15 protein-coding genes, 5 pseudogenes and 1 other annotated feature are annotated in these 18,219 nt (G+C 61.3%); of the genes and pseudogenes, 7 read left to right on the top strand and 13 right to left on the bottom strand.

Going from position 1 to position 18,219, the window contains the following annotated elements; all coding sequences use genetic code 11:
• Window positions 1-13: 13 nt before the first annotated feature.
• The 8 genes and pseudogenes from BLU62_RS26815 to BLU62_RS26780 all read right to left on the bottom strand — a co-directional run bounded on the left by BLU62_RS26815 (window position 14) and on the right by BLU62_RS26780 (window position 7,718).
• Window positions 14-970, bottom strand: a complete 957-nt coding sequence (locus BLU62_RS26815) for an MlaD family protein (RefSeq protein WP_005195126.1) — start codon at window positions 968-970, stop codon at window positions 14-16.
• Window positions 967-2,010 (bottom strand): MlaD family protein, encoded by a 1,044-nt coding sequence (locus BLU62_RS26810; RefSeq protein ID WP_005195125.1) that lies wholly within the window; start codon window positions 2,008-2,010, stop codon window positions 967-969. The genes BLU62_RS26815 and BLU62_RS26810 overlap by 4 nt, the downstream gene beginning before the upstream one ends.
• The gene (locus BLU62_RS26805) at window positions 2,007-3,068 is read right to left on the bottom strand and encodes an MlaD family protein (protein ID WP_005195124.1); all 1,062 of its coding nucleotides are present in this window, start codon (window positions 3,066-3,068) and stop codon (window positions 2,007-2,009) included. The genes BLU62_RS26810 and BLU62_RS26805 overlap by 4 nt, the downstream gene beginning before the upstream one ends.
• Window positions 3,062-4,057, bottom strand: a complete 996-nt coding sequence (locus BLU62_RS26800; RefSeq protein ID WP_074853416.1) for an MlaD family protein — start codon at window positions 4,055-4,057, stop codon at window positions 3,062-3,064. Before BLU62_RS26800 ends, BLU62_RS26805 begins: the two co-directional genes overlap by 7 nt.
• Window positions 4,054-5,067 (bottom strand): MlaD family protein, encoded by a 1,014-nt coding sequence (locus tag BLU62_RS26795; RefSeq protein WP_005195122.1) that lies wholly within the window; start codon window positions 5,065-5,067, stop codon window positions 4,054-4,056. The genes BLU62_RS26800 and BLU62_RS26795 overlap by 4 nt, the downstream gene beginning before the upstream one ends.
• The gene (locus BLU62_RS26790) at window positions 5,064-6,101 is read right to left on the bottom strand and encodes an MlaD family protein (RefSeq protein ID WP_005195121.1); all 1,038 of its coding nucleotides are present in this window, start codon (window positions 6,099-6,101) and stop codon (window positions 5,064-5,066) included. The genes BLU62_RS26795 and BLU62_RS26790 overlap by 4 nt, the downstream gene beginning before the upstream one ends.
• A gap of 9 nt (window positions 6,102-6,110) precedes the next feature.
• Window positions 6,111-6,974, bottom strand: a complete 864-nt coding sequence (locus BLU62_RS26785; protein WP_006369623.1) for an ABC transporter permease — start codon at window positions 6,972-6,974, stop codon at window positions 6,111-6,113.
• Between the two features lie 10 nt (window positions 6,975-6,984).
• Window positions 6,985-7,718, bottom strand: a pseudogene (locus BLU62_RS26780) (MlaE family ABC transporter permease).
• A gap of 256 nt (window positions 7,719-7,974) precedes the next feature.
• Here BLU62_RS26780 and BLU62_RS26775 point away from each other — a divergent pair.
• The 6 genes and pseudogenes from BLU62_RS26775 (at window position 7,975) to BLU62_RS26750 (ending at window position 12,310) form a co-directional block, all read left to right on the top strand.
• The gene (locus BLU62_RS26775; protein WP_005194983.1) at window positions 7,975-8,451 is read left to right on the top strand and encodes a PaaI family thioesterase; all 477 of its coding nucleotides are present in this window, start codon (window positions 7,975-7,977) and stop codon (window positions 8,449-8,451) included.
• Window positions 8,452-8,623: 172 nt separating this feature from the next.
• Window positions 8,624-9,218, top strand: a pseudogene (locus BLU62_RS26770) (IS256 family transposase); the annotation flags it as partial.
• An 82-nt stretch (window positions 9,219-9,300) separates the two neighbouring features.
• Window positions 9,301-10,597: pseudogene (gene istA / locus BLU62_RS26765) on the top strand (IS21 family transposase).
• 6 nt (window positions 10,598-10,603) lie between these two features.
• Window positions 10,604-11,041 (top strand): annotated as a pseudogene (locus BLU62_RS26760) (ATP-binding protein); the annotation flags it as partial.
• Between the two features lie 43 nt (window positions 11,042-11,084).
• Window positions 11,085-11,375 (top strand): transposase, encoded by a 291-nt coding sequence (locus BLU62_RS26755; RefSeq protein ID WP_005195137.1) that lies wholly within the window; start codon window positions 11,085-11,087, stop codon window positions 11,373-11,375.
• Entirely contained in the window at window positions 11,372-12,310 is a 939-nt protein-coding gene (locus BLU62_RS26750; RefSeq protein ID WP_020169777.1) for an IS3 family transposase, read from the top strand. The genes BLU62_RS26755 and BLU62_RS26750 overlap by 4 nt, the downstream gene beginning before the upstream one ends.
• A 33-nt stretch (window positions 12,311-12,343) precedes the next feature.
• Here the strand turns inward: BLU62_RS26750 and BLU62_RS26745 are convergent.
• The 3 genes and pseudogenes from BLU62_RS26745 to BLU62_RS26735 all read right to left on the bottom strand — a co-directional run.
• Window positions 12,344-13,309, bottom strand: a pseudogene (locus BLU62_RS26745) (IS256 family transposase); the annotation flags it as partial.
• Window positions 13,310-13,391: 82 nt separating this feature from the next.
• Complete coding sequence (locus BLU62_RS26740; protein WP_020169777.1) at window positions 13,392-14,330, bottom strand: IS3 family transposase; 939 nt, start codon at window positions 14,328-14,330, stop codon at window positions 13,392-13,394.
• Window positions 14,327-14,617: a transposase gene (locus BLU62_RS26735; RefSeq protein WP_005195137.1), complete on the bottom strand. Its 291-nt coding sequence runs from the start codon at window positions 14,615-14,617 to the stop codon at window positions 14,327-14,329. Before BLU62_RS26735 ends, BLU62_RS26740 begins: the two co-directional genes overlap by 4 nt.
• A gap of 308 nt (window positions 14,618-14,925) precedes the next feature.
• On the opposite strand from BLU62_RS26735, the gene BLU62_RS26725 reads away from it, so the two are divergent.
• A protein-coding gene (locus BLU62_RS26725) for an IS3 family transposase (RefSeq protein ID WP_085950780.1) occupies window positions 14,926-16,184 on the top strand; the annotation gives its coding sequence in 2 pieces (ribosomal slippage) (window positions 14,926-15,271 and window positions 15,271-16,184; 1,260 coding nt in all).
• A gap of 366 nt (window positions 16,185-16,550) precedes the next feature.
• Here BLU62_RS26725 and BLU62_RS26720 read toward each other — a convergent pair.
• Window positions 16,551-17,851, bottom strand: a protein-coding gene (locus tag BLU62_RS26720; RefSeq protein WP_099047828.1) for an IS3 family transposase whose coding sequence is annotated in 2 segments (ribosomal slippage) — window positions 16,551-17,578 and window positions 17,578-17,851 — 1,302 coding nt in all. Because the reading frame shifts where the segments join, the coding sequence is not laid out codon by codon here.
• Window positions 17,448-17,579: a sequence feature (AL1L pseudoknot), on the bottom strand. Its footprint overlaps the gene before it by 132 nt.
• 50 nt (window positions 17,852-17,901) lie before the next feature.
• Complete coding sequence (locus BLU62_RS26710; protein ID WP_084811947.1) at window positions 17,902-18,219, bottom strand: integrase core domain-containing protein; 318 nt, start codon at window positions 18,217-18,219, stop codon at window positions 17,902-17,904.

The raw sequence follows: 18,219 nt of genomic DNA, 5'->3' as shown, positions 1-18,219 counted from the left end.
GCGACATCGGGCGTCAGCGGGGTGATGGTGTGACGGCGATCGGGATTTGCGCCTGTCCCCGATGGGACGCGGGGAATGTTCGCGCCAGGAGATCACCGATCGATCCGAAGTCGACGTATGTGTCTGCGACTTTCGCCGTCGCCGGTTTGACCGCGCGGGTGATGGCGACAATGTCGGGCTGAAGTATCTGGATGTAACCGCTGAGCTTTTCCACTAGCTTCAGGATTGGTGGCCATTTGTCGTAGGACGTAGAGGTGAAAACGATGAACGCACGTTGGATTCTCGCCAAACCGTCGACGGCATCCGGGGTCCGGACCGACGCGGTACTGAGCACACCGCCCACGTTCGACATGAGGCCCAGGAGGAACTCGGCATTGTCCGCGGTGGTACGGACCGCACCGTCGTCACCGACGAAGTCCACGAGGCGGTGCATCATGTCTCCGATCGTGTCGAGGTCCTTTTGCCGGCCGTCGACTGCAGCCGAGATCGTTTCGTTGATGGTCTGAATCGATGCTGGATCGAGCGCGTCGGCCACTGCCGACATTTTCGGGAGCACCTGGGGAACGGATTGGGACACGTGGATGGCGCTGGCGGGCACTAGGTCCCCACTACGCAAGTACTCACTGGTGGTGGTATCCGGTGGGATGAAGTTGATGTATTGCTCTCCCGCGACCGAGAGGTTCTGGATCGTCATGACACTGCCGCGAGGGATCTTGTAGCCGGAGTCGATGGACATGTCGACGGCGAGCTGATTATCTGTGACGCGAATAGATGTCACCTTGCCCGCCGGCACCCCCTCTAGCATCACCGGCGATGTGTCGAGCAGGCCGCCCGAGCTCTTGAGTATGGCCGAGATCGTGTAGTCGGAGCGGAACGGGTTTATTCGTGCCACGTCGATGGTCAGGTATGTTGCTCCGACGAGGAAGACGACGACAAGGGCAACCAGGGATACGACGGTGCTGCGGATCATGGCATCATTCCGATCGCTCGCAATACGTTAATGAACGACCCGGCATCACGTCGGGCTAGATCTTGGCCGTCGATAGACACGTCGGAAACGTTGATATCTGGCGAGCTGACGAATGGGATGAGCTTCTCGCGTATTACACGCGTCGCCTTGTCGGAAACATCCTTGGAGTAGATGTCCGAGTACGCGATGGACGCGATTACCGGCGCGATCGCTCCTACCGTTTCCTTGATGCGGGAATACTCAGGGTCGACGATACGGCCGGCAGATACTGCGAAGTCGCGCAGGTTGGCGATAAGTAGCGCGACGTCAATTAGCGAATAGCCCAGACCATAGAAGTTCACTCCCCCCTTGGTCAACATTCGGTCAGTACCTGACGGGTCGGCCAGGATCACTTTCAGTGTGCGATCGGCCGACTGCAGGACTACGTCGAGTTTGTCGGTGTTGGCGGACACCTCAGACACGGTGCGCAACGTCGTGCGGTAAAGCGTATCGAATTGGGCGGGGTCACTCGGAAAGGTCGAGTTCAGTGTCGATATCGCGGTATGGATTTTATCGAGTTCACCCCCGCCCAGTACATTAGCCATCCCCCGCATCACGTCCTCGACGTTGGCAGCCGGTTCGGTGCGTGAGAGAGGTATTACCGATCCCGCGTGCAGCAAGGCTTGGGTGGACTGCTGTGCGGGGGGAAGGATGGCCACATAAATCTCGCCCAGGAGAGTGTCTTGGCGGAGTTCCGCGCGCGAATCTTCCTGCAGTTGGGCGTCTTTATCAATTCGGGCGGCAACCAGCGCGTGGCCTCCGTCGTACGTGACGCTGGTGACGGCACCGACGTCAATCCCTCGAGAGAGGACTTTGGCACGGGCAGGCAAGTTCAGAGCACTCGTGAACTCGATCTCGATGTCGTAGCCGTCTCGGGCGGATGATCCGCCGATGGTCGGCGGGTTGTCGGCGTTGATGCTGCAGGCGGCGAGGGCGATGGTCGCTGCGAACAGCGTCACGATCGCGGCCGTGACACGGCGAAGGTAGCCGTAGGTCATCATTGAGATTGCCCTCCGATCAAGTTAGCGATCGTCGCCACTTCGTTACCCGTCCTGCAGACGCCGTTGACGGGGGGAGAGGCACACGCCGTTCTTAGGGTCTGCAGTGGGACAGACACGGCGAATGCCCGCAGGATCGACTTCGCATCCGGATGCTTGACGATGAGGTCAGCCGTTCGAGCGGCGACGGTCGCCAGGATGTTCTCTTGCTTGCCTACTTGCGCGAGGAGTGGAACCGCAGCATCACCAATTGCGAAGATCGGTGGACCGAAGTCGGACGCCAATCGCGACAGGATGGGGACGAAGGTACCTGCGTACTCTGTTGCGGCGCCGAATGTTTGACCGAAAGCAACAATCACCTCGATTGCGCCGACGAAGTTGTCGAACAGCTGGGTCACCTCAGCACTGTTCTCGGTGGCAACACCGGTTAAGGTCGCGAGGTTGGCTACAATTCTGCGTATCTGACCATCACGCCGGGTCGGATCGTTGATCAGCGTGGCCGAGTCCTTGAGAATGCCAGAGATATCGCCCTGGGTTCCCTCCATGTTCTTGGAGACGAGCGTGAGCGCCTGGAGAATCGCATCGGTGTCACGTCCGCCGTCCTTGACGAGTTCATCGGAAAGAGTGCTGATCGCGTCGAGCGTTTGACTAATCCCCAGTGGAGTCCTGGTTTTGTTCAGTGGTATGCACTTGGCCGACTCGTAATGCTCTCCGCCGCGATAGGGATGGGTGAACTCGATTTGTCTTTCGGTGACAATCGAGGTGGACACCAGGGTGGCCCCCACATCCGCGGGAAGCGGCACGGTCTTGTCGATCCGCATGTCGACACGCACGCCCCTCTGGCCCTCCTCGTGAATGCCTACGACCCTGCCCACCTTCTTGCCGAGCATCGCGACGGAGTTGCCTTCGTACAGACCTGATGCGTCGGAAAACTCCGCACATAGTGGCCGCGTGTCGTCGTCGGCTGTCGCATAGTTGATTCCTACGGCCGCGATCACTACTGCGAGTGTGACGATGGTGGCGATCGGGATCAGATGCTGACGCATCCGCTCTGTCAGCATTTTTGATCACCACTCGGGATGCAGATGCGGACAGTCGGTTCAGGACTCGCTGGACCGACCTCTGGAGCGTCGAGAAGAATGCTCAGTCGTCTGGTGATCTGATCGACCTGGGTCAGCGCGTTTGCGTAGGCGGGCATCTGGGCCGACACCTTGTTCAGAAGGGTCTTGAACTGTTGTACCGATGGTTCTATTCCGTCGCGGTACGCGACAAGCGGTCGGGTCAGTAGCTTGAAAAGACGGCACAGATAATCGAATCCGTTCTGGACGTTGGCGATGTCTGGTCCAAGGGTGCGGGCAAGGAAGCTGAGCTGGCGGAGGAAGTCCACGAGTACCTGCTTGCGGTTTGCGAGGGCGGCGACGTACTCATCGGACAACGTCATCGTCTTGTCGAGTTGTGCGTACTGACGTTGCAGTAGGTCCATCAGGCTGCTCGCGTTTTGCAGGGCATCAGGGATATTGGTGTTTCCGTCGGAGAAAGCATTCTGTAGCAGCGCCGCTGTGCGCCGTAGATCAACACCACGCACGTCACGGAACACCGGTGTGGTTGTCTCAAGCGTGCTGGAAATGTCGTAGGTGCTGCTTGTCTGCTCCAGTGGGATTGCACCGTCGAGGGCCGACGGGCCTGAACCTGGGTCGAGGTCCAATACACGTCCACCAATAGGGGTGATGAGACGGACGTTCGCCGTCGCGTCCGACCGAACGGCAATCGAGTCATCCAGCCGGAATCGCACGGTGATGAACGTTCCGGTCAGGTCGACTGACGCGACCTTGCCTTTCCTGATCCCGGCGATACGTACCTGGTCGCCGGCTTCCAATCCGCCGGTATTGACTAACTTGGCACTGTAGATAGTTTGTCCGGGCGGTGAGATGTACACAGCACCCGCCACGACGAGGCCGGCCACCGTGACCATCGTAACGACTCCCGCCAGGATGAGGTCGCGCCGACGCTGCGGGCGGTGATGCGGACGCTTATCGAAGAAGCGGGTCACTGGCACACCACCAGTCGTTGACCCATCAGGGCGATCTGCGCTGTTCTCGGTAGGTCGAGCACTCCTCGGGCGCACCCTGCCGCCGAGGACGAAGGTGTCGCTTTGGATGTAGTTTCCAGGGCGTCCAGGAGTGGCTTCAGGAGAACGGCACCGTTCAGTAAGCTTTCTGTATCCCCTGGCTCCCGCACCAATCTCTGATAAATGGCCGCGAAGCTGGTGTCGTAGGTCGACTCGATCTGCTCACCGGAGAGCACAGTCTTCGCCATCGAACGGTTGACCTCCCGCAGCGAGGCCCTCAGGCGATCGCTCACGCGGCTGAACGCATCGACGATTGACCCCAATTTGTCTATCAACTCGACCAGTTCGGCGGAGCGCCCCATCAACTGATCAGACACCTGTCCCAGGCTCGTCACAATGTTGGTGATGATCTCTGAACGCTGGTTCCCGTACTCGGTGATGTTCGCGACTTGCTTCATGACTGGTGCGATACCTCGACCGTCCCCCTGGGCGACCCGTAGCAGGTTCGACTGAAGCTCATTGATCTCGGCCGTATTCAATGTATCGAATACTGGTTTGAAACTGTTGAATAGTGTCGATACGTCGAACGACGGGACGGTCTTGTTGAGTGCCACCTGTGTGATCGACTCCTGGTCGGCGCCTTGTCCGGCATTGATGAGCTCCACATACCGCTGCCCCAGCAGGTTTTGGTAACGGACGGCGGCAGTCGTCGCGGGGGTAATCGAGACGCCGTCGTCCAGTTGGAAACGGACGATCGCTGTTGATCCCTTCAGGTCGACAGCCGTTACATATCCCACCTTCACTCCAGCGAGTCGTACCCCGTCGCGGGGCTTGAGTCCGGAAGCGTCGGCAAAAACCGCGGAACGCTGCGAACTGGAGGATCCTTCGTTGGTCGGCTGCAGAATCGCGATGATGACATACGTAAGGACGCCGATGACAGCGGTGAACGCGGTGATCTTAATGATTGTGGGTGTCAGAGACCTCAGAGTCATCCCGTGGGCCCCCCCATTCTCAATGCGCTTTGTAGAGCAGGTGAGGTCTGGACCACCAGTGCTAGCTGGAGCTGGACTCGGTCGCCGAATTTCGGCAAGGCTTTGTCGATGCCATCGAGGATCTGCGGGATCGTGTACACCGTGCGAACGAGCCCCGAGGCGGATCTGGCGACGGGCCGCGCTAGATCAAGGCCGACGTCTAACAGCGAACTCAGGGCCGGGTAATTCTTGTCGAGCAGTCCGCCGAGTGCACCGAACAGAACCTTTCCCGTGTCGCCGAGATTGCTTTTCGTGCGATCGATGTTCTGTTGAGTGGCGAAAAAGTCAGCGATATCGACGTTCTTCAAGACGCCAGGGACGAACGGCGTCATGAAGTCGGCGACTCCGGTGGACAGATTGGCTGCAATTTCTAGGTCCTCCCCGACCGGCCGTTTCTGGACATCCCGCGTGAGCTTCGCGATCTGGAATACGAGTTTTCCGCTATCAGACATTGCCTGCGAATCCTCGACGATGAACCTCACCACCGCTTCGAACGAGGGCTGGTCCAGTGCCTCGACCAGCGTGGAGATCTTGCGAACAAGTGTTGACACCGAGGTCTGTTCAGACTGCAACCTGCTTACGTAGACACTCCCGCCGGAACCGATGGGCGGTCCGTGTCCAGGATCTACGATTTCCAGTGCCGTCGGTCCCAGTGCGTTTGCCGAAGTGTAATTCACCGTCATGCCCTGCCGGAGATCTAGGTCGTTGCCGGAACCGGTGAAGTTGATTTTGACCGTCGCGCCACGGTCTCGAACCGAGATGCTCGAGACCTCGCCCACGGTGAACCCAAGGTACTTCACTTCCGATCCCCCCTTCAATCCGTCGCCTATCGCGTCGGTGTTGATGGTCAACGACGTGTGATCGCTGAAGTCACCGTTAGCGTCACTTATCAGTAAGTAGGCAGCTATCGCGCCGAGGATTAAGAGGGCGACCCCCCGAAGGACCAGGTTCCCGTGCGATGGTTCGCGCCCGGACGGATCATGAAAGACAGCCACTGAACCCCCCTACCCAGAAATCCGTACGCCGGAATCGAATCCCCACATCAGAAGTGTCAGAATCATGTCCTCCACGACGATGACGATGAGGCTCGTGCGGATCGCTCGGCCGGACGCCCGGCCTACCCCCTCAGCTCCGCCTGTGGCGAAGTAGCCCTGATAGCTATGGATAATCACTACGGAAACGACAAATACAAGAACTTTGATGAGCGAGAAGATAAGGTCCTGAGGTTTGAGGAACTGGTCGAAATAGAAATCATAAGTGCCGCCGGATTGGCCGTGTACCTGTGTGACGACGAGCTTAGCGGCCGCGAATCCGAGAATAAGCGCGATGATGTACAAAGGAATCACGGTCGTGATCGACGCCACTACGCGAGTGCTGACGACGAAGGGAATGGGACGTACCGCCATAGCCTCGAGAGCGTCGATCTCCTCGGAAATGCGCATCGAGCCTATCTCAGCTGTCAACCGGCAGCCGGCTTGTGCTGCGAACCCGATCGCAGCGATCATTGGCGCAAGCTCTCGGGTGTTAGCGTAGGAAGAGATGAATCCAGTCAGTGAACCCATCCCTACGAGGTCCAGCGAGGCGTAACCCTGGATACCGATTGAGGCGCCGACGGCGATGCCGAGGATGGCGAGGACGATGGCCGTTCCACCACCGACCAAGACTGCACCTCTACCCCAGGCGAATTCTTGTATGTAGAGCAGGGTTTGGCGCCGGTATGTGGTGATGACATGGCGGATGCCGAGGACCGCGGCGATCACAAAGGTCGCGACGTGCCCCAAGCGTTCAGGTACTTGTGCAACGGGCGCGATCACGGCACCGACCGGCCGGGTGGCGGCGGAGAACCTCCGGGAGGGAACGGTGGTCACGAGGCGTTTCTCATCCAATGGTTTGGGGGACGAACATGGTTGTTAGTTGCGTGATAAAGACATTGATCACGAAGCACGCGACGACACCCAGCACTACGGTGGCATTGACCGAGGTTGCGACGCCTTTAGGGCCGCCCTTCGTCGACAGCCCGCGGTGACAAGCAATCGTCACCACGACAAGTCCGAACACAAGCGATTTGCATAGAGCGACAACGATGTCGGTTACCGATGCGAACGACGCGAACGATGCAACATAGCTGCCGGGTGTGATGCCTTGGACATCGACGCTGATGGCGTAGCCCGCCAGCAGCCCGGTGAAGACGATCAGCATGCAGAGCATCGGCGCAGTGATCAACACAGATACGAACCGAGGTGCTACGACGCGCCTGGTGGGGTTGAGTCCGAGTGTCTCCATGGCGGCAATTTCTTCGCGAATCGTTCGAGCGCCCAAATCAGAGGCAATCGCTGATCCGGCCGCGCCCCGAGTAGAAGGGCGGTAACGATGGGCGCTCCCTGTTGAATGATCCCGAGGCCCCCAGCGGCGCCAGCAATTGACGTGGCCCCAACTTGCTGAGTGAGGCTTCCCACTTGTACCGACACGATGACACCGAATGGCACAGCTACCAGAATCGCGGGCAGAGTCGTCACGACAATAACGAACCAAGTCTGCGATACGGCTTCGCGAAACGGAAACCGTCCCGTAGCAATGTCTACCGCTACCCACCGCAGGGCCTGGCCAGCCAAGCCGAGGGTGCTACCGAAAGTGGCGGCGCCGTCCAGGAAACGGTTGGCGCCGGTCCGAGTGGTGATGGACCTCTCCTTCCCTCGTACACGGGGTATGCGCCGCTTAATGCTGGTGCGCGTTATGGACGGTACCAGGTACTGGCAGTATTACCTATAGTGTTTACAGAAAGACCGTGTCGGGACCTGCTCCCACACCTCATCGACCCCCGCACCCTGTTTGAGTAGGTGGCGGCTTAGTAAGGACAACGATCAGAAGATGACCTCAGAAGCAAGACTGCCGGCGCACTCGTCCCAGTGCATGGGCTGCGGAAGCGAAAACCCCCACGGACTTCAACTTGAGGTCTACCGGAGTGGCGAGCGGGTGTACGCCGATCACACCTTCGACGAGAGGCACCTTGGCGCGCCCGGGTTGGCGCACGGCGGAGCGATCTCGGCCGCTTGCGACGACATCATGGGTTTCACCCTGTGGATCGCGCGGACCCCCGCGGTGACCCGCACCCTGACCGTCGAATACCGTCAGCCGGTCCCTCTGCACACTCCCATTCGCCTCTCTGCTTGGATTGACCACGAGTCGGATCGCCTACTGCACATCGCGGCCGTTGGATCGTTCGATGATCGAACGTATTTCACCTCTAGCGGTGTCTTCGTCAAGGTCGACGTCGCTCATTTTCGACGGTATGCCGACCTATCAACAATCGATGACTTCTTCGCCAACTTCACGCGTACAGACTGACGCCGCAGGGGGGACTGTCGCTGATTCGGTGTAAGTGGTTTGATCGCCCCCGGCGTGGGGCAGGAGGAATCACGACGATGACCGACACAGTCGAGGGCGTGGATGCCCTGGTGGCAGGGCCAGTTGAGACTGGTCAAGAACACGATGTCACCACCGCGGATGAGGTGCGTGAGTGAGTAGCCGGCCGATCTACGCCGCGATCGGGGTTGATCTCGATGGGCACAAAGACATCCTCGGCATGTGGGCTGGCGACGGCGGCAGCGAGTCGGCCACGTTCCGGCGGGCGGTGCTCACCGACCTCAAGAACCGGGGTGCCAGGGGCATCTTCTCCCTTGTCTGTGACGGCTTGAAAGGGTCGCCCGACAGTGTGTCCGCCGCGTTTCCGTTGGCCACGGTACAGACGTGCATCATCCATTTGATCCGGAACACCTTCAAGTACGCCTCCCGCAAGTATAGGGACAAGATCAGCGCCGATCTCAGACCGATCTACACCGCGCTGACCGCCGCTGAGGCCCGGCTGCGATGGGAGGAATTCGCTGAGAAGTGGGGCACGCCGTACCCGGCGATCGTGACCCTGTGGGAGAGTGCGTGGGAGGAGTTCATCCCGTTCCTTGACAACGACGTCGAAATTCGACGAGTGTTGTGCTCCACCAACGCTATCGAAAGTCTCAACGCCCCGCTAGCGGCGTGCGGTGCGCGCTCGAGGGCACTTCCCGAACGAGCAGTCCGCACTCAAAACGCTCTACCTGGTGACGCGGTCGTTGGATCGATCCCGAAGGGTATGTTGACGGCGCCTGAAAACTGACCCCCTGACGACGGGTGAATTTTGACCCCCGTCTTGTTAGGAGGGTGATTTCAGTGGAGCAGTGGGCGGAGATCCGCCGTTTGCATCGCAGTGAGGGTGTGCCGATCAAGGAGATCGCGCCGGTTGGGGGTGGCCCGTAACACGGTGCGGGCGGCGTTGGCCTCAGACACCGCGCCGAAGTACTCGCGACCGGCGAAGGGCTCGGTGGTCGATGCGTTCGAACCGCAGATCCGGGCGTTGTTGCGGGAGTATCCGACGATGCCGGCGACGGTGATCGCGGAGCGGATCGGGTGGACGAGATCGTTGACTGTCCTCAAAGACCGGGTCCGGGTGATTCGCCCGGAGTTTCGTGGGGTAGATCCGGCCGATCGGGTGATCTATGAGCCCGGCGGCTGTTCGCAGTGGGATCTGTGGTTCCCGGACTACCGAATCCCAGTGGGCCACAATCAATTCGCCATGTTACCGGTATTGGTGATGACATTGGCGTTCTCCCGATACCGGTCGGCGGTGATGATCCCGTCGCGCCAGGGCGGAGACATCCTGACGGGGATGTGGCTGCTGCTGTCGCAACTGGGCGCGGTGACCCGCAAGCTGGTGTGGGACCGCGAAGCCGCGATCGGCCCCAAGGGCACACCCACCGCGCTGGCCGCAGGATTCGTGGGCACCTTGGGCACTCGGCTGGAGCTGGCGCCACCGCGAGACCCCGAGTACAAGGGCATGGTCGAACGCAACAACCGATTCTTCGAGACCTCGTTCCTGCCGGGCCGCCAGTTCGCCTCACCGGACGATTTCACCGCCCAGTTCGATCGGTGGCTGGCCGATCATGCCAACACCCGAGTGGTGCGCGCGATCGGTGATCGACGCCCGTGTGATGCGCTCGCCGAGGACCTCGAGCAGATGGCCGGGCTTCCCCCGACCGCACCTCATATCGGGTTGAGTAGCCGGGTGCGACTCGGTCGCGACTACTACGTACGTGTGGCCGGCAATGACTATTCGGTGCACCCGTCGGTGATCGGTCGCTTCGTCGACATCACCGCCGACCTGCAGCAGGTGCGCATCCAGTGCGGCGAGGTCACCGTCGCCGACCACGCTCGCAGCTGGGCCAACCACGTCACCATCGCCGACCCTCAGCACGTGCGGGCAGCCAAAGAACTGCGCCGCGACTACCGCCGCCAAGACCTCGCCAACCGGGCCCGAAACGCCGCCCGCATCCGCGCCCACCCCGACGGCCACGAGGTACCGATCCGGGCGCTACCAGACTACGACGACCTGTTCGGGGTGCACTTTGCTACCCCGTCAGGTGCTCAACCACCCACCCCGTCCACTATCACTGAAAGGTGAAATACCATGTCCGACAATCACACAGGTAAGCAGATCGAGTTCGCGGCGCGGGCGTTGAAGATGCCAGCGATCCGCCGCTGCTGGGCCGAGTTGGCCGAGCGGGCCCGCACCGACAACTGGACCCACGAGGAGTACCTCGCAGCGATCCTTGACCGCCAGGTCAGTGAACGCGAAGCCAACGGCACCGTGCTGCGGATCAGTGGCGCTCGCTTCCCCGCGGTCAAGACACTCGAGGACTTCAACTTCGACCGCCTTCCAGGATTGCGTCGCGATGTTATCGCCCATCTGGCCACCAGCACCCGGATCGCTAAGAGCGACAACGTGATCCTTCTCGGACCACCTGGAGTGGGTAAGACCCACCTCGCGATCGCGCTCGGGATCAAAGCCGCGCACAACGCCTACCCTGTGCTCTTCGACACCACCACCGGATGGGTCACCCGCCTTGAGGTTCCCCCGAACCGTAGAGGCATCGATAATGAGGAGCACGATGCCAGAGAAGCGGAAGAAGTACGACCGGGAGTTTCGTGATGGGGCGGTCCGGATCGTCGAGGAGACAGGTAAGCCGATCGCCCAGGTCGCTCGAGACCTGGGGGTCAACGAGGGCACCTTGGGTAACTGGGTCAACCGGGCGCGCGCCGAGCGGGAGGGCCGCGGCGAGCTGACCGTTGATGACGCTGCTGAGCTCAAACGGTTGCGTGACGAGGTCGCCGAGCTGCGCATGGAGCGTGATGTCCTCAAGCGATCAGTGGTCCTGTGGGTGAAGGAGGCGACGAAGTGAGCGTGGCACGCTTTATCGCCGACCAGAGGACCAACTATCGGGTGCCACACGCGGTGTCCTGCCGGCTGCTCGGGGTCAGCGAGGCGTGGTTCTACAAATGGCATAAGCGGACCCAATCGCCGGGTGCGGCAACGGGTTTGCACACCACCCGCGACTATCGCCGGGACACCATCGACCGGGCCGTGGCGGTGGCGTTCGACAAGGCCCGCGGCCTGCACGGGTCACCGCGCCTGCATGCGGATCTGCGTGCTGACGGGTGGACGGTGACCGAGAAGACTGTCGCTGATTCGATGTGTCGTCAGGGCCTGGTCGCGCGGCGGATCCGCCGGCGCAACGGGCTGACCCGTCAGGACAAGACCGCCCCGAAGTTCCCCGATTTGTTGGGTCGCGATTTCACCGCACAGTGCCCCGATCAGCGGTGGGTCGGCGACATCACCGAGATCCCGACCGCGGCGGGCAAGCTGTATCTGGCCACGGTCATCGACCTCTACAGTCGCCGCCTGCTGGGGGCGGCCACCAGTCGTCACCCGGATGCAGCGTTGGCGTGTGCGGCGATCGAGATGGCGGTCGCCACGCGGGGCGGTATGCAGGCGATATGGCGTGATGACGATGCGCAGAAGCTGATTTTCCACACCGATCGTGGGTCGACGTACACCGCGAAACGGTTCACCAGGCTGTGCCAGAAGATGGGTATCCGGCAGTCGATGGGCCGGGTCGGATCGTGTTTCGACAACGCCGCAGCGGAGGCATTCTTCTCTTCTTTGGAGTGGGAAGTGTTGTCACGCAACGAGTTCCATACTATCATGGAGGCGCAGGCGGTCGTGTTGGAGTGGTGCTACGGCTTCTACAATCACCAGCGTCGCCACAGCGCGATCGGGATGATGAGTCCGGTCGACTACGAGAACACCGCAGTCACCGAGCCCGAAGCCGCATAGAGGAGTCCTCCACGATTCCGGGGGAACCACAGTCTCGGCGTCGGGGGCGGTGTAGATCGGTTTAATCGCCCGAGCGACGTCTTTGCGGTCTTTGTAGTTCACGAACCGCATCGAGTTGCGGATCAGATGCACCACACAGGTTTGCACGGTGGCCAGCGGCCAGGTCGCCTCGATCGCTTCGGGGAATCCGGTGAGCCCGTCACAGCACACGATCAGCACGTCCTTGACGCCGCGGTTGGCCAGATTCGCACACACCCCGGCCCAGAACTTGGCGCCTTCTTCGGCCTGTATCCAGATTCCCAGCACATGCTTGACGCCGGCCATATCGACGCCAATAGCAATGTGGGCGTGCTTGTTTCGGACATGGGCGCCGTCTTTGACCTTCACCACCAGGGCGTCAAGGTAGATGACGGGATACAACGGCTCCAGCGGCCGGTTCTGCCATTCATCGACCGCGTCGAGGACCTCGTCGCAGATCTTCGAGATCGTCTCGTGCGAGAGATCGGTGCCGATCGTGGAGGCCAAATGGTGTTGGATGTCGCGCAACGTCATGCCGCCGGCGTAGAGCGAGATGATGATGTCGTCGAGGCCGCCGAGGCGGCGCGAGCCCTTCGGGACCAGCCGCGGGGTGAACGTGCCGTCACGGTCACGAGGAATGTTCGGCTCGACCGGCCCGGCCTGCGAGGCCACCGTTTTCGGGCTCGACCCGTTACGGGCGTTGGGCAACTCCCGCCCGGCCGGATCGCCCTTGGCATAGCCGAGGTGATCGGTCAGCTCGGCCTTCAGACCGCGTTCGAGGGCCAGTTTGATCAGACCTGGGATCAACCCGCCTTCGCCGGTGATCTGGACCTGGCCGGTATCGATCTGGGCGAGCAGCTCATCGACCATGCCCGAGGCCTGTAATGCCTCGGCGACTTCCGCGGTCGAGCGCGGCTCGGCCAGTTCAGGCAACTGCTCGTCGTCGTGGCCCTGCTGCTTGTCGTCTAACGCCATGCTCATAGATCTTCCTCTCACTGATGAGCACTGGACTTACACAGACCATCTGACACCTGTGGTTCCCCCGGAATCGTGGAGGACTCCTCTATGCGGCTTCGGGCTCGGTGACTGCGGTGTTCTCGTAGTCGACCGGACTCATCATCCCGATCGCGCTGTGGCGACGCTGGTGATTGTAGAAGCCGTAGCACCACTCCAACACGACCGCCTGCGCCTCCATGATAGTATGGAACTCGTTGCGTGACAACACTTCCCACTCCAAAGAAGAGAAGAATGCCTCCGCTGCGGCGTTGTCGAAACACGATCCGACCCGGCCCATCGACTGCCGGATACCCATCTTCTGGCACAGCCTGGTGAACCGTTTCGCGGTGTACGTCGACCCACGATCGGTGTGGAAAATCAGCTTCTGCGCATCGTCATCACGCCATATCGCCTGCATACCGCCCCGCGTGGCGACCGCCATCTCGATCGCCGCACACGCCAACGCTGCATCCGGGTGACGACTGGTGGCCGCCCCCAGCAGGCGGCGACTGTAGAGGTCGATGACCGTGGCCAGATACAGCTTGCCCGCCGCGGTCGGGATCTCGGTGATGTCGCCGACCCACCGCTGATCGGGGCACTGTGCGGTGAAATCGCGACCCAACAAATCGGGGAACTTCGGGGCGGTCTTGTCCTGACGGGTCAGCCCGTTGCGCCGGCGGATCCGCCGCGCGACCAGGCCCTGACGACACATCGAATCAGCGACAGTCTTCTCGGTCACCGTCCACCCGTCAGCACGCAGATCCGCATGCAGGCGCGGTGACCCGTGCAGGCCGCGGGCCTTGTCGAACGCCACCGCCACGGCCCGGTCGATGGTGTCCCGGCGATAGTCGCGGGTGGTGTGCAAACCCGTTGCCGCACCCGGCGATTGGGTCCGCTTATGCCATTTGTAGAACCACGCCTCGCTGACCCCGAGCAGCCGGCAGGACACCGCGTGTGGCACCCGATAGTTGGTCCTCTGGTCGGCGATAAAGCGTGCCACGCTCACTTCGTCGCCTCCTTCACCCACAGGACCACTGATCGCTTGAGGACATCACGCTCCATGCGCAGCTCGGCGACCTCGTCACGCAACCGTTTGAGCTCAGCAGCGTCATCAACGGTCAGCTCGCCGCGGCCCTCCCGCTCGGCGCGCGCCCGGTTGACCCAGTTACCCAAGGTGCCCTCGTTGACCCCCAGGTCTCGAGCGACCTGGGCGATCGGCTTACCTGTCTCCTCGACGATCCGGACCGCCCCATCACGAAACTCCCGGTCGTACTTCTTCCGCTTCTCTGGCATCGTGCTCCTCATTATCGATGCCTCTACGGTTCGGGGGAACCTCAACCCCCCACCAGTGGGGACTTTCTCATGGCCACGGACACCCCCGCATGCGCGGCGATCGTGCGCAGCCCCGGCGACGGTAACCCCACCGCCAGACCCAGCCACAACCGCAGGACTTCTCTGATCTCTTCCACAGCAACCTCCCGATAGCCCATGCCGCCGCCCCTTCCATGACTGCTCGTCACGGCCGAGTCAACGGGACCTGACCCCGGACCTTGGACACGTTGAATCCCGCAGTTCGCGGGGAGAAGCGAGATGATCAAGGTATGGCTCGGAGACACTATTCAGAGCAGTTTCGTCAGGACGCGGTGGACTTGTACGAGTCGACCCCCGGGGCCACGGTGCGCGGTATCGCCGCCGATCTTGGGGTCGAGCGCGGCACGTTGCGTCACTGGCTTGAGCGCTACGGCACCGGCCGCAAGACCGCTGCCGATGGCAGCGGGGCGGTCAGCCCGCTCAAGGCCCGCAACGGCGATGGGCCCACTGTGGTGGGGCCAGAAAGCGCTGAGGCCAAGATCGCACGGTTGGAGAGGGAGAACGCGGCACTGCGTAGCGAGAAGCTCAAGCTGAGCACCGAACGGGAGATTTTGCGTCAGGCGGCCAAGTATTTCGCCGGGGAGACGAACTGGTGAGCCGCTTCCAGTTCGTCGCCGACCACCTCGACACCTACCCGGTCAAGTGGCTATGCGATCTCCTCGAGATCGCGTGTTCGTCGTTTTACGCCTGGCGCAAGGCGGCCCCGCGCCGGGCGGCTCGTGCGGAAGCTGATCATGTTTTGGCGCAACGTATTCGTGAGGTTCACGATGGTGACAGCACCTGTGGTGCACCGCGGATTACCGCGGAACTCAACGATGGGGTGGCGCTGGAGAACCGGGTCAATCACAAACGGGTGGCGCGGGTGATGCGCGCCCACGGCATTGTCGGTTATCGGCGGCGCCGTCGTGTGGTCACCACGATCCCTGAACCTGCCGATCGCATAGTCCCTGACCTGGTGGAACGCGATCTCACCGCGCCCGCCACGAACCGGGTGTATGTCGGCGATATCACGTATCTGCCGATCGCCGATGGCTCCAACCTGTACCTGGCTACGGTGATCGACTGCTACTCCCGACGGTTGACGGGGTGGGCGGTGGCCGATCATATGCGCACCGATCTCGTTGCCGATGCCTTGCAAGCGGCACAACAGACGCGAGGGTCGTTGTCGGGAGCGGTCTTTCACTCCGATCACGGCTCGGTCTACACCAGCAAGGCCTACGCCAACCTGTGCGCTGAACTCGGCGTGACCCAGTCCATGGGAGCGGTGGGCACCAGCGCCGACAATGCGATGGCCGAGTCGTTCAACGCCACGCTCAAACGCGAGGTCCTTCAAGATGAGCAGTCCTGGCCCGATGAGTTCACCTGCCGGCGTGAAGTCTTTGGGTGGCTCGTGCGTTACAACAACCGCCGAAGACACTCGTGGTGCGGGCACCAATCACCACTCACCTACGAAAACCGTTACGCTGCTACACTTCTACACGCAGCATAAATCCCACCCTGTGTCCAAGGTCCGGGGTCAAGGCCCAACGGACAAAACAAGAGACCACCAGCGCAACGCGCCGGTGGTCCCATAACTGGCAATCCAGGTGGTCCCATCCCGATGGCAAAAATCAGCTCACAGCGGTCCCTTCACCGTGGCAAATGACACTCGCGGTACCTGACGCTTCGGCGAGAGTGTTGTCGGAGGAGTCGCGCACAGTGCTGACCGAGGGGTCGACTTTAAACTCGATCAGCCGGTCGGCATAGGCCAGCGATATGTATTGGGGGTTCATTTGGTCGACGCAAGACCATGAAGTACCCCAGGTTTAGTTCCTATGTGGTTGCGAGGGCCGGGGCGGCCGACTCGCAGATTGAATCACCCTAGGTTTTGTGCCGCCTCCAATGTGGGCTGGTCCTCGGGGCCGAGGCCAGCGTAGTGGAGCGTTTCGAACTCGGTCGGGGGAATCTGGCCAATACTCGAGTGCAACCTGCTGTTGTTGTACCAGTCGACCCAACCAGCGGTCGCGAACTCGACGTCGGAGATCGTCCGGTACGGGCCGGAGTGGAAGATCGTGGTCCGGATGCACTCGGTCTTGTACAAGCCGTTCACCGACTCGGCCAGCGCGTTGTCGTAGGCGTCCCCGACCGATCCGATCGACGCTGCGATGTCTTCGAGTCGCAGACGCTCAGTCAGTGTAACCGATGTGTACTGACTTCCGGCATCCGAATGATGAATAAGCTCAGCAGCTTTCACCGGATGCCCTTCCCGATTGCGCTGCCACAGTGCCATCCGAAGCGGGACTGTCACCAACTCCACCGACTTCGATGTCGAGGCATGCCATGCCACGATTCGACGGGAGAACACGTCGATGATGAACACCACATACACCCACCCAGCCCAGGTCCGGCAGTAGGTGAAATCGGTCACCCAAACCCGGTTCGGTTCGGCAGCACTGAACTGTCGGTTCAACAGATCCTCCGCGCGGACACCATCAGCGGATCTGACGGTCGTTCGGACTCCCTTCGACCGTCGAATTCCTTGGTGGCCTAACACTTTCATCGCTCGATCAACGGCGCCATAGGACACCCCAGGCAGAGTTGTGCGATGCAGATGGGCGCGCATCTTCACCCGCCCGTAGAGGCCCTCGGGAGTCATCTTCCGCCGGCCGTCGTCACCGGTGCGCCAGACGACAGTGCGCACCGCATCGACGACGTGGGCATCAGAGACCGTCCGTGCGGCAGGCGTGCGTGATCGCCATGCCCGGTAGGTTCGTGCGGCAATCTGGCAGCCCTGCCCACGCAGGACCCGGCAGATCGACTCGACCGCAAACCCGTTGGCGCGCATTTGATCTATGAACGCCACGATCATCGGTTGCGGGGGTCGAGTTCCCCCGCGAAGAAAGTTGTCGCTGCTTTCAGAATGGCAACGTCTTCTCGTAACTGCTTGTTCTCGGCCTTGAGGCGCTTGATCTCGGCGGACTCCTTCGTAGTGGTCCCGGAGCGGGCGCCGGCATCGATCTGGGCTTGTACGGCCCATCGACGTACCGTCTCCCCGCCGACACCGACCTGCTTGGCGATCGCTTCGGCCGCGGCAGTCAACGACGTGTACTCGCCGCCGTGGGTCTCCAGCAACCGCAAGGCCCTCGAACGGACCTCCGGGTCGATTTTCTTAGGCATGTGCTCATCCTTCCTGACTCAGAAGGAAGCGGTATCAAACCTGGGGTGATTCAGATAGCTGAGGCGCCGTTGAGGGCGGCCTCGAACTCTGTGGGTGGTTGATAGTCGAGCGCTTCGTGTAGACGCTGTTGGTTGTACCACCAGACCCATTCGCAGGTGGCAAGCCCCACCTGCTCGACGGTGCGCCAAGGCCGACGCTGCCTGATCAGCTCGGTCCGTATGGTAGCCGCAACATGCCAACCGACGATCACGCGGGTGCAGGCATCGGTGACAAATTCGGTGTAGGCGAAGCCCTGCCAGGTTCGCACGCAGGTGATGTCGACGACCCATAGCTGGGACGACCCGTAGCTGGTTGGGTCGATCGGCAC

The sequence above is a fragment of the Gordonia westfalica genome, from assembly GCF_900105725.1.
GTDB lineage: Bacteria > Actinomycetota > Actinomycetes > Mycobacteriales > Mycobacteriaceae > Gordonia > Gordonia westfalica.
This window is presented reverse-complemented; position numbering and strand designations above follow the sequence as displayed.

Excerpts from the sequence above, each read along its gene's own strand:
- BLU62_RS26755 (WP_005195137.1), top strand. The coding sequence starts at position 11,085 with ATGCCAGAGAAGCGGAAGAAGTACGACCGGGAGTTTCGTGATGGGGCG.
- BLU62_RS26815 (WP_005195126.1), bottom strand. The coding sequence starts at position 970 with ATGATCCGCAGCACCGTCGTATCCCTGGTTGCCCTTGTCGTCGTCTTC.
- BLU62_RS26775 (WP_005194983.1), top strand. The coding sequence starts at position 7,975 with ATGACCTCAGAAGCAAGACTGCCGGCGCACTCGTCCCAGTGCATGGGC.
- BLU62_RS26805 (WP_005195124.1), bottom strand. The coding sequence starts at position 3,068 with ATGCTGACAGAGCGGATGCGTCAGCATCTGATCCCGATCGCCACCATC.
- BLU62_RS26735 (WP_005195137.1), bottom strand. The coding sequence starts at position 14,617 with ATGCCAGAGAAGCGGAAGAAGTACGACCGGGAGTTTCGTGATGGGGCG.
- BLU62_RS26795 (WP_005195122.1), bottom strand. The coding sequence starts at position 5,067 with ATGACTCTGAGGTCTCTGACACCCACAATCATTAAGATCACCGCGTTC.
- BLU62_RS26810 (WP_005195125.1), bottom strand. The coding sequence starts at position 2,010 with ATGATGACCTACGGCTACCTTCGCCGTGTCACGGCCGCGATCGTGACG.